The 10,150-nt window shown below is 68.3% G+C and carries 9 protein-coding genes; 4 read left to right on the top strand and 5 right to left on the bottom strand.

Annotation, left to right across the window (positions count from 1 at the left end; all coding sequences use genetic code 11):
* From NA4_RS41715 to NA4_RS33260, 3 genes are all read left to right on the top strand, one after another.
* Positions 1–1,419, top strand: a 1,419-nt coding sequence (locus NA4_RS41715; protein WP_169811164.1) for a hypothetical protein, incomplete at its 5' end; no start/stop codon positions are given.
* 4 nt (positions 1,420–1,423) lie between these two features.
* On the top strand, positions 1,424–1,966 hold the full coding sequence (locus NA4_RS33265; RefSeq protein WP_157129448.1) for a hypothetical protein: 543 nt from the start codon (positions 1,424–1,426) through the stop codon (positions 1,964–1,966).
* A gap of 54 nt (positions 1,967–2,020) precedes the next feature.
* Positions 2,021–2,485 (top strand): tRNA (cytidine(34)-2'-O)-methyltransferase, encoded by a 465-nt coding sequence (locus tag NA4_RS33260; RefSeq protein ID WP_067479255.1) that lies wholly within the window; start codon positions 2,021–2,023, stop codon positions 2,483–2,485.
* 145 nt (positions 2,486–2,630) lie between these two features.
* Here NA4_RS33260 and NA4_RS33255 read toward each other — a convergent pair whose 3' ends face one another.
* From NA4_RS33255 to NA4_RS33240, 4 genes are read right to left on the bottom strand one after another with little or no spacing between them, the layout of a single operon-like run.
* A complete protein-coding gene (locus NA4_RS33255) occupies positions 2,631–2,861 on the bottom strand; it encodes a DUF167 domain-containing protein (RefSeq protein ID WP_067479254.1) in 231 nt (76 codons plus the stop codon).
* Entirely contained in the window at positions 2,818–3,801 is a 984-nt protein-coding gene (locus NA4_RS33250; RefSeq protein WP_084497687.1) for a DUF4349 domain-containing protein, read from the bottom strand. Before NA4_RS33250 ends, NA4_RS33255 begins: the two co-directional genes overlap by 44 nt.
* A 31-nt stretch (positions 3,802–3,832) precedes the next feature.
* A complete protein-coding gene (locus NA4_RS33245; RefSeq protein WP_067479250.1) occupies positions 3,833–7,186 on the bottom strand; it encodes an error-prone DNA polymerase in 3,354 nt (1,117 codons plus the stop codon).
* Between the two features lie 55 nt (positions 7,187–7,241).
* Positions 7,242–7,697, bottom strand: coding sequence for a hypothetical protein (locus tag NA4_RS33240; protein ID WP_084497686.1), 456 nt, complete (start codon positions 7,695–7,697; stop codon positions 7,242–7,244).
* Between the two features lie 200 nt (positions 7,698–7,897).
* Here NA4_RS33240 and NA4_RS33235 point away from each other — a divergent pair, with 200 nt between their 5' ends.
* Positions 7,898–8,875, top strand: a complete 978-nt coding sequence (locus tag NA4_RS33235) for an SDR family NAD(P)-dependent oxidoreductase (protein WP_067479246.1) — start codon at positions 7,898–7,900, stop codon at positions 8,873–8,875.
* Positions 8,876–9,187: 312 nt separating this feature from the next.
* Here NA4_RS33235 and NA4_RS33230 read toward each other — a convergent pair whose 3' ends face one another.
* Positions 9,188–10,096, bottom strand: a complete 909-nt coding sequence (locus NA4_RS33230) for a ferredoxin family protein (RefSeq protein WP_067479244.1) — start codon at positions 10,094–10,096, stop codon at positions 9,188–9,190.
* Between the last annotated feature and the right edge of the window lie 54 nt (positions 10,097–10,150).

Genomic DNA, 10,150 nt, shown 5'->3' with positions numbered 1-10,150 from the left:
TCGGCGTCGGCCGATATGGCCGAGGCGGTCGCCGCCGCGCAACACGCGGTCGACGCCACACCACCGGAGGACGAGAGCTACAGCAGCCGACTGATGGGCCTCGCCAACATCCTGATGGCGCAGATCGATGCGACCGGCGATCCCGGGGAGCTGCTCGGACAACTGATCGACATTCAACGGCGGCTGCTCGCATGTCCCGATCTCGACCGAGACACCCGAGCGCAAGCCGACATCGCTCTGGCCGAGCAGCTTCGGCGGCGGGCACGCAGCGCCGACGACAGTGTCTCGGCGTCGGCCGATATGGCCGAGGCGGTCGCCGCCGCGCAACGCGCGGTCGACGCCACGCCGCCTGATCACGAGAGATACAGCAGCCGACTGATCGTGCTGACGAACGCCCTGATGGCTCGCATCAATGCCGGAATAGATGACGAGGAAACAGCCGCCGAGGGGCTCGAGCGATTGATCGACGTGCAGCGGCGTCTGCTCGCATGTCCCGACCTGTCGCAGCAAACGCGAGCCCAGGCCGACATGGTTCTCGCCGCGCAGCTTCGGCAGCGCGCGGAGCGGGGTGGAACCAGCGCATCAGCGGATTTCGACGAGGCGGTCGCCGCCGCACAGCGAGCAGTCGACGCTACACCCCACGACCACGAGAGCTACAGCAGCCGACTGATCAGCCTCGCCAACGCCCTGATAGCGCACGTGGACCTCAACACGACCGCCGATGTCGAGGAGCCGCTCGGTCGACTGATCGATGTGCAACGGCGACTGCTGGCCTGCTCCGATCTGAATCGAGCCACCCGAGCCCAAGCCGACATCGCTCTCGCTCGGCGACTGCGGCAGCGCGCCGAGCGCGGCGGAAGTACCGCGTTGGCGGACTTCGACGAGGCGGTCGCCGCCGCACAGCGCGGGGTCGACGCCACGCCGCCGGAGGACGAGAGCTACAGCAGCCGACTGATCAGCCTGGCCAATTCTCTGATAGCGCGAATCGATGCCGTCGAAGACGAGGAGCTGGAAGCGGCAGGCGAGGACCTCGGACGGTTGATCGATGTGCAGCGGCGTCTGCTCGGATGTACCGATCTGGATCGCGACACGCGAGCCCAGAGCGACATGGTTCTCGCCGAGCGGCTCGCGCAGCGCGCGGAGCGGGGAGCGAGCACGGCGCTGGCCGATCTGGAGGAGGCGATGGCTTCTGCGCAGCGGGCGCTCGATGCCACACCGGCCGACCACGAACGGCTCGACCAACGAAGAATCACCCTGGCGAATATCCACTGGCGCGCATTCTTGAACGGCGCGGGCGGAGCATCAGTTGCTGTGGTTCAGCAGCTCGTTCGACAAGTATCAGCGTCTCCCGGATTCGATCGCAGTCGTCTCAAGCCGGTACTGCGTCGGCTGATCAGAAATAACCTGGATGAGGAGTGAAATAATGGTTGACCCGATAACGGTCGCTATACTCGGAGCCGCTTTTACGGAGTCTATTCGATTCCTGTACGAGCAAGCGTCGGAGTTGTTGCGAAGGCGCAACGGCATCGGAGCAGACGAAGCCAGCACAACGCCCATCCAGGTACCCGTGCCGGAAGCCGCACCACTTGATGCACGTCCAAGAGCGCTCACCGCAGACCCGGACATCCTGGAATCGCGGCACAAGCGGATTGCAAAGCTCGCCGCTGAGATTGCGCAAGTCGCCCAGGAATGGATATCGACGGAAGACGTGGAAGCGCAGACCGAGCAATCCGCGGGAGAACTGCGGGCAGTACTGGAAGAGGTTTACGGGCAGCGCCTTACTTTCGCCGGCGAGAATCGAGAACCCACCGGCACGAAGGTCAGTCAGGTCATCGATACTTTCACGGCCGGCGACGTCACCGGTATGGAGACCAGAACCGGCACCGTCGGCGACGCCACGATACAGCAGAAGGTGAGACAAATGGACGGCGGAAACCTGACCGGGGTTCGCATCGACCGGGAGTAGCCGATGGGGCAGCCCGGCGGTGGGACCGGAGCAGGTCCTGATTGACTGACACCCGTGTTCCATCTGATGTTCCATGAGCCGTGCATTCCGCCGAATACCGGTAACGCGATCCGGTTGGCCGCGGGGACGGGGTGTCATCTGCATCTGATCGAGCCGTTGGGGTTCGATTTGTCCGAGCCGAAGTTGCGCAGGGCCGGGTTGGACTACCACGATCTGGCGTCGGTGACGGTGCACGCGAATCTGGCGGCGGCGTGGGAGGCGTTGCGTCCGCAGCGGGTCTACGCGTTCACCACGCAGGCCACCACCCGGTTCACCGACGTGGCGTACCGCGAGAACGACGTGTTGCTGTTCGGAACCGAACCCACCGGCCTGCCGGAGGAGGTGCTGGCGGACCCGCACATCACCGACCGGCTGCGCATCCCGATGCTCCCCGGCCGCCGCTCGATGAATCTCTCCAACGCGGCGGCGGTCACGGTGTATGAGGCTTGGCGCCAACTCGGATTCCCGGGAGCGGTGTGAGCCGCGGACCGCGCAACTACCATGGCGGCATGTCCGTTCCACGCGCCGAGCGGCCGGACCTCCCGGAGTCCATGACCTGGGAGGAACTAGAGCGACTCCCCGAGGAGATCGCGGAGCAGATCGAGCTATGGAACGGTTCGCGGCTTCAGATGTCGATTTCGAAACGTTTGAAACGCGAGGTGGCCCCTGCCGCGAGGCGGACGGCGGACTTGGGCACCCCATAGTGCACGGCGAGGAGTTCGATGGCCGCTTTGTTGGCTTTGCCCTCGACGGCAGGGGCCCGCACGTACAGTTGCAGGCTGCCGTCGTCGAGGGTTTCCACCAGGGGGCCTTTACGACTGTTCGGCTTGATCGTCGCCTTTACTACTGTCGGCACCCTGCTCCCCTGGGCTGGTTTCCGCTCCTTCCGAAGGGGCGGCGCTGGTCGAGTCCGGTGCCGATTCTTCCTCACCCGGCGCACTCTTCCCGCGCCGCACCAGCCGCACGACGGCCCACAGCAGGGCGGCCAGCACCGCGAGGAAGCCGAGCCACGGAATCGCCTTGCCGCTGAATACAACCGCGTCCCGCAACCAGTCCACCAGCGAGTTCCAGCCTGCGACGATGCCGTCCCAGAAGCTGTCGGGGTCGTCGTCGGACTTCTTTTCGTCGGTGGTGATGTCGATGGTCAAGGTGGACAAGGCGACCTGGTCGTCCAGCCGCCGCTTCTGCGCGGTGAGACTGTCCAACTCGCCCTGGCGGCTGGAGAGCGCCTGCTCGGCGGCGATCAGGTCGGAGGTGGTGGTGGCGCCCGCGATGAGCGCGCGCAGCCGGTCGACCGATGCCTGCAACGCCTTGATCCTGGCGTCCAGGTCCTCCCACTGCATGGTGACGTCGTCGCGGTTGGTGCTGACCCGGGTGACCTGGCCGACGCCGCCGAGTCCCGCGATGAACGCGTCGGTCTTGTCCGCGGGCAGCCGGACGACGAGCGTGGCGCTCGGCTCGGAGTCGTCGGTGCCGGGCTGCTCGGTGCGGCTGTCGACCCGTCCGCCCGCCTCGCGCACCCGATCGATGATCGCGCCCGCCGCGGCGACCGGTGCGTCGGCGGTGATCTCGACACCGCCGGTGACGACTTCTTTGCGCAGGGTCATCGGTTCGCCGCCCGAGTTGTCCCGCTTCGGCGGCGCCTGCTCGCGGAACCCGGGAGGCACCACAGCAGGGGCGGGACCGGTGGCTATCGATGACGATTGGTCCAGACCGGGTGCCGCGTCGTCGTCACCGCAGCCGGCGAGCAATGTCAACCCCAGCACGCCGACACACAGCACAGCAAGCTTCCTCATGGCTGGCACAGTAGCCGTTCGGGCCACGCGCTCAACGGAAGTCGCGCGACTTGGAGCCCATCCGCAGATCCAGGCGTTGCAGGTGTTCGGCGACGATGCTCACCGCGCCATCGGCATTCTGCACCCTGCCCCGGATGAGCAGAGCCGTCGCGCCTTGGGCGAGGCGGCGGTAACGACTCCACAGACCTACCGAGCAGACGATGTTCACCATGCCGGTTTCGTCCTCCAGATTGAGGAACGTGACGCCCTCCGCGGTGGCGGGACGCTGCCGGTGCGTCACCGCGCCGCCCACCAGAACGCGCGAGCCGTCGGGCACGTCGAGCAGACCGGAAGCCGGGATGACGCCGAGGGCCTCCAGCCGCGGGCGCAGGAACTGGGTCGGATAGCTGCCCGGCGAGACGCCCGTGGCCCACACGTCGGCGGCGGCCATTTCCAGGTCGCTCATCCCCGGTAGGGCGGGCGCAGTGGTGGCCGCGCCGGTCCCGGGCAGACGGTCCGGGCGCTCGCCCGCGGCGGCGCCCGCCGCCCACAATGCTTCGCGGCGGGTGACACCCAGGCTGCCGAGCGCACCCGCGGTGGCAAGCGATTCCGCTTGGGCGACAGTGAGTTCCACCCGTCCGGTCAGATCGAGGAAAGAGGTGTAGGGCCGCTCGCCCCTGACGGCGACGATGCGTTCGGCGAGATCGTCGCCGATCTGGCGGACCGCGGCCAGGCCGAGGCGCACCTCGGTGCCCTTCGCCTCCAGGGTGGGCTCGGCCCGGCTGGCGTTGACGTCGGGACCGTGCACCGCGACGCCGTGCCTGCGCGCGTCGGCGACCAGTGACTGCGGGGAGTAGAACCCCATCGGCTGGGCGCGCAGCAAGCCTGCCGAGAACGCGGCGGGATGGTGCAGCTTGAACCAGGCCGAGTAGAACACGATCGAAGCGAAACTCTGCGAATGACTTTCCGGGAAGCCGAAATTCGCGAACGCGTAGAGCTTCTCGTAGATCCGGTCGGCGATCTCGCCGGTGATGCCGTGCCGCTCGCGCATGCCCCGGTAGAGCCGTTCCCTGAGCCGCTCCATGCGTTCCGGTGAGCGTTTGGAACCCATCGCGCGGCGCAGTTGATCGGCCTCGACGGCGGTGAATCCGGCGACGTCGACGGCCATCTGCATGAGCTGCTCCTGGAACAGCGGCACACCGAGCGTGCGTTCCAGCGCATTCTGCAGTGCCGGATGGTCGTAGACGACGTCCTCGGCCCCGTTGCGCCTGCGGATGTAGGGATGCACCGAGCCGCCCTGGATGGGACCGGGACGGATCAGCGCCACCTCGACCACGAGGTCATAGAAGCTGCGCGGTCTAAGCCGGGGCAGCGTGGCCATCTGCGCCCGCGACTCGACCTGGAAGACTCCCACCGAATCCGCGCGCGACAGCATCTCGTAGACCTCGGGCTCGCCCAGATCGAGTTCGTGCAACTGGACGGTCTCGCCTTTGTATTCGCGCACCAGGTCGATCATGTAGTGCAGCGCGGAGAGCATGCCGAGGCCGAGCAGGTCGAACTTCACCAGGTCGATGGCGGCGCAATCGTCCTTGTCCCACTGCAAGACGCTGCGGCCGGGCATGCGCGCCCACTCCACCGGGCAGACGTCGGCGATCGGCCGGTCGCAGATCACCATGCCGCCGGAATGGATGCCGAGATGCCGCGGCAGCCCCTCGATATCGGCGGCCAGCTCCAGCACTTCGGCGGGGATGTCGGTGTTCGTCTCGGCGCCGACGCCGGTCCAGCGGCTCACCTGCTTGCTCCACGCGTCCTGCTGGCCCGGTGAAAATCCCAGTGCCCGTGCGGCATCGCGCACCGCGGACTTGCCGCGATAGGTGATCACGTTGGCCACCTGTGCGGCGTACTCGCGGCCGTACTTGCGGTAGACGTGCTGGATCGCCTCCTCGCGGCGGTCGGATTCGATGTCGACATCGATATCCGGCGGGCCGTCGCGCTCCGGGGAGAGAAACCGCTCGAACAGCAGCTGGTTGCGCACCGGGTCGACATTGGTGATACCGATCGCGTAGCAGACCGCGGAGTTGGCCGCCGAACCGCGCCCCTGGCAGAGGATGCCGTTGTCCTTGCAGAAGCTGACGATGTCGTGCACCACCAGGAAGTAGCCGGGGAACCGCAAGGCGTTGATCACCGCGAGTTCATGCTCGATCTGCTCATACGCCTGTGGGCTCCGCTGCGGATTTCCATACCGTTCCGCGGCGCCGGTCATGGTGAGTTCGCGCAGCCAGGACTGCTCGTCGTGGCCTGCGGGCACGTCGAACGGCGGCAGTTTCGGGGCGATCAGCTTCAGGTCGAAAGCGCATTCCCGAGCCAGTGCCGCCGCGTTCGCCACCGCCTGCGGACAGTCGGCGAACAATCGCGCCATCTCCGCCCCGGATCGCAGGTGCGCGCCGCCCGCGGGAGCCAGCCAGCCGGCGATCTCGTCCAGGCTCTGCCTGGCCCGGATCGCCGCGAGCGCCATGGCGCGGCGGCGCTGGCTCGGCGCGGCGAAATGCGCGCCCGTGGTGGCGAGCACGGGTAGGCCCAGACGCTCGGCGAGGGCGACGAGGTGGGTGTTGCGCTCGTCGTCCTCGGGGATGCCGTGGTGGGTGAGTTCCACACTCACCCGGTCGGCGCCGAAGCGGTCGGTCAACTCACGCAGCGCGGCTTCCGCGTGCTCGAGGCGAGTGTTGCCCATGCGCAAGTCGAGCTCGAGCGCTTGGCGGAGGTGTCCTTTTCGGCAGCCGGTCAAGATGTGCCAGTGCCCATCCGAAGCAGCCATGAGCGTGTCCAAGTCGTAGCGCAGGATGCCCTTCTCCCCCGCGGCCAGGTGCGCGGCGGCGATCTCCCGGGAGAGCCTGCGGTAGCCCTCCTGACCACGGGCCAGTACCAGCAAGTGCGATCCGGCCGGATCCGCCGCACCCGTGCGCGGCGCCGAATCAGGGGCGGCGGCGTGCCCGCGTTCGGCGTCGGGAACGCGCGGTTCGGCCGGCGCACCGAGCGACAGTTCGGCACCGAAGACCGTGGGCATTCCCCATTCCTTGGCGGCCTCGGCGAAGCGGACGGTGCCGTAGAAGCCGTCGTGGTCGGTGAGCGCGATCGCCTCCAGGCCGAGCCGCACCGCCTCCTCCACCAGCTCCTCCGGATGGCTCGCCCCGTCCAGGAAGCTGTAGGCCGAATGCGCGTGCAGCTCCGCGTACGGCACCGACGGTCCGTCGGCGCGCCGCACCGGCTCGGGCCGGTACTCCGCGCGCTTGCGCGACCACGCCGGGCTGTCGCCGCCGTCGCCCGGGTGCACCGCGTCCGGCTTCAACCGTCCGGACAGCACCCGTTCCATCTCCGCCCAGCTCGGCGGACCGTTGCCCCAGCCCACGAAATCACCTCCTTTTCTCGAACATACATTCGAGCGAAGGGGATGTACAGGCAGGTCAGAGACTTGGCAGGCGTTCGACGGAACCAGCGGCCATAGCGCCTTCGATCCGGCGCAGACGGCCCCGGATGAGCGCGCCGTAGGCATCGGAGGCGAGGACGTCGAGATGCCCGCGAGCGATGGCCAGCTGCATCCTGGCCACGTCGAACTCGCCGACCCGGCGATGACTGTCGGCCAGATTCAGATACAGCGACGGAAGGAAGCCGCGCAAGCCTTCGTCGAGCACCACGCCGGGCGCGAACACCGCGGCCAGCGCGCGCTGATCCCAGTACAGCGCCTCGGCGGCCTCCTCTTGGAGGTCGGCGAGATGATGGGCGATCACGCAGCGATGCAACGCCTCCGCGTGGTCACCGAGTTCGTTCCAGAGTTTTTCCAACGCCCGCCGCCCCGCCCCCGGGTCGACGCCACCGAGCCGCACCGCGGCGAACACCTCCGCCATCCGATCGTCCGACATGCGCCGAGTATCGCACATATGTTCGAACGTTTCGAGCGTTGTTCGAACCGTTTCGCACACCCGAATCCCTCGTGCGCGTTGGATTCCGGGCGGGACGATCGGACCGGCCGCAGCCGATGTCGAACGTGACCGGGATCACTTGGCAGTTAACTTACTTCGGAGTAAGTTGATGTCGGTCCCGACCTGCAAAGGAGCAGTGCATGACCGACGCAGAGACCGCCGACCTGCACACGCAGGTCCGGCACCGGCGCCGCAACCGCGATCTCACCGGACGGCATGTCCTCATCACCGGCGCGTCGTCCGGCATCGGACGGGCGGCGGCCTTGGCCGTCGCGGGCAAGGGTGCGACGGTGTTCCTGCTCGCTCGACGCGGCGACGAACTCACCGCCGTGGTCGACGAGATCAAGGCCGCGGGCGGCTCGGCCTACGGATACGCCTGTGACGTGACCGATTCCGACTCCGTCGACCAGGTGGTCGAAACCGTGCTGAACGAGCACGGCCACGTCGACATGCTGGTGAACAACGCCGGACGCTCCATCCGCCGCGCCATCCACCGCTCCACCGACCGGCTGCATGACTTCGAACGCACCATGGCGGTCAACTACTTCGGCGCGCTGCGGTTGACGCTGGCCCTGCTGCCGCAGATGCAGGAACGCAAGTTCGGGCACATCGTCAACATCAGCAGCGCGGGCGTGCAGGTGGCCACGCCCCGGTTCGCGGCGTATCTGGCCAGCAAGGCTGCGCTGGACAAGTTCACCGAGGTGGCCGCGGTCGAAACGATGGCCGACGGTGTCACGTTCACCACCATCCACATGCCGCTGGTACGCACGCCGATGATCGCTCCGAGCGGCGACCAGGGTCCGGCCGAGTCTCCCGAGTGGGCGGCCGCCACCATCGTGCGCGCGCTGACCGAACGCCCCAAGCGCATCGACGTGCCGCTGGGCACCATCGCCGAATACGGCGCCCTGCTCACCCCGAAGCTCCGCGACCGCATCCTGCACCGCTACTACCGCGCGCTGCCCGATTCGCCCGCCGCCAAGGGCGAGGAGATCGAGCCCGAGGATCAGCAGGCCGAATCCGCCCCGCACCCCGCACGGCGGCCCCAGTCCGCCGCTCGCCGCGTCACCGAGACCGCCTTGCGGCGTGCTGCCCGCTGGGTACCAGGCACGCACTGGTGACGTAGCACCGCGGCGTCCCGCGCCGGGGCTGTGCTGATCCGTCGAAGCTCCTCCGTCGAGCTACCGCCGCGAACCTCAGGCATGCCGTCGAGTGCGCCGGCGCGGCCTCGGCCAGGCGGCGCGAGACCCTTCGTTGCCCACGTCGACGCCGCAGTCGCCGCGGCTGGGCTCCAGTCCGATCGCCCCTCCAGCGTCGCCAGCGCAAGGCGCACCGCGTGTTCGGAATGCGGGGTCGGCGGGCACCCCGGCGAATGCCCGCCGTGCGGGCCGCGGCGCCCAACGCGGACGCCGACAGCCGCATCCACAGTGCCGTCAGGGAGTAAGCGGGTGGATGTCGTCCGCGATCAGTGCCGTGACCGCTTTCGGGGCGGCATTGCAGCTGGCCTGCCGGGGAGCAAGAGCCTGGGTGCGGACGGTGACGCGCCAGCGACGGCCGTCGCGATGGGTGACGATCGCGGCGCCCGCGATGGTCGCTTCGGCCGAGGCGGGCTCGGACTCGACGGTGAGCTCGTCCACCCGGGCAGAAATCCGTTCGCGCACGGCGATTTCGGCGACCTGCTCGACCGGCCGGTAGCAGCTGCGGCCGCGCAGGCCGGTCATCGCGACCGCACCGCGACGGGCTGTCTCGACCACCTCCGCGGCCGTCTCGGCGTCGAGGCGACCGTAGGTAAGACCTTGGGGCAAGAGCACCAGCGCGGGCGCGAACCGGTGTCCGCCGGTGTGCGAGCACTCCCAGACCTGGCCCGGATATCTCGTAGCCAGGTCCGCGGCGATGGGGCGGCCCAAGAGCGCGCAGCACTGGTCGCGCTTGCCGTGTGCGCACACCAGGACGAGCGGATCACGCACGGGCACACCGATTCCCGGCGGCGGACCGTTCAGCAGCTGCAGATCGAGGTCGAGCAGCTGGGTCAGGTCGGTGATCTCGAGACGCTCACACCATGGCTCCGCCCGGCTCGAGCTGACCAGCAGAACCGTTCGGGCACCGGTGAATTCGCTGCGACCAGGGCGCCGGATCAGCGTCGGCCGGACGTGCGCCGCCGCAGTGCGAGCCGCCAGCTCGGCGGTGATCTCCGGCCCGAGCACTTCGTCCCCGAGCACGTCCCGGCCCCAGGCGCCCGGATGCTCCACACACAGCCAGCCGGTGACGCGGGTCGCGGTACCCGGCAACGGAACATCGACCGCCGCTGCGGCCGAACAAAGCATGCCCTCGAATCCGCTCATCGGCATCCGGCATCGGGCGCAGACGTCTGGTGTGGCGCGCACCTGCGGCTGAGC

This window comes from Nocardia amamiensis NBRC 102102, assembly GCF_001612745.1.
Classification (GTDB): domain Bacteria; phylum Actinomycetota; class Actinomycetes; order Mycobacteriales; family Mycobacteriaceae; genus Nocardia; species Nocardia amamiensis.
This window is presented reverse-complemented; position numbering and strand designations above follow the sequence as displayed.

Bases quoted from the DNA above. Each gene is read 5' to 3' on its own strand.
- NA4_RS33265 (WP_157129448.1), top strand. From the start codon at position 1,424: ATGGTTGACCCGATAACGGTCGCTATACTCGGAGCCGCTTTTACGGAG.
- NA4_RS33250 (WP_084497687.1), bottom strand. From the start codon at position 3,801: ATGAGGAAGCTTGCTGTGCTGTGTGTCGGCGTGCTGGGGTTGACATTG.
- NA4_RS33240 (WP_084497686.1), bottom strand. From the start codon at position 7,697: ATGTCGGACGATCGGATGGCGGAGGTGTTCGCCGCGGTGCGGCTCGGT.
- NA4_RS33235 (WP_067479246.1), top strand. From the start codon at position 7,898: ATGACCGACGCAGAGACCGCCGACCTGCACACGCAGGTCCGGCACCGG.
- NA4_RS33230 (WP_067479244.1), bottom strand. From the start codon at position 10,096: ATGAGCGGATTCGAGGGCATGCTTTGTTCGGCCGCAGCGGCGGTCGAT.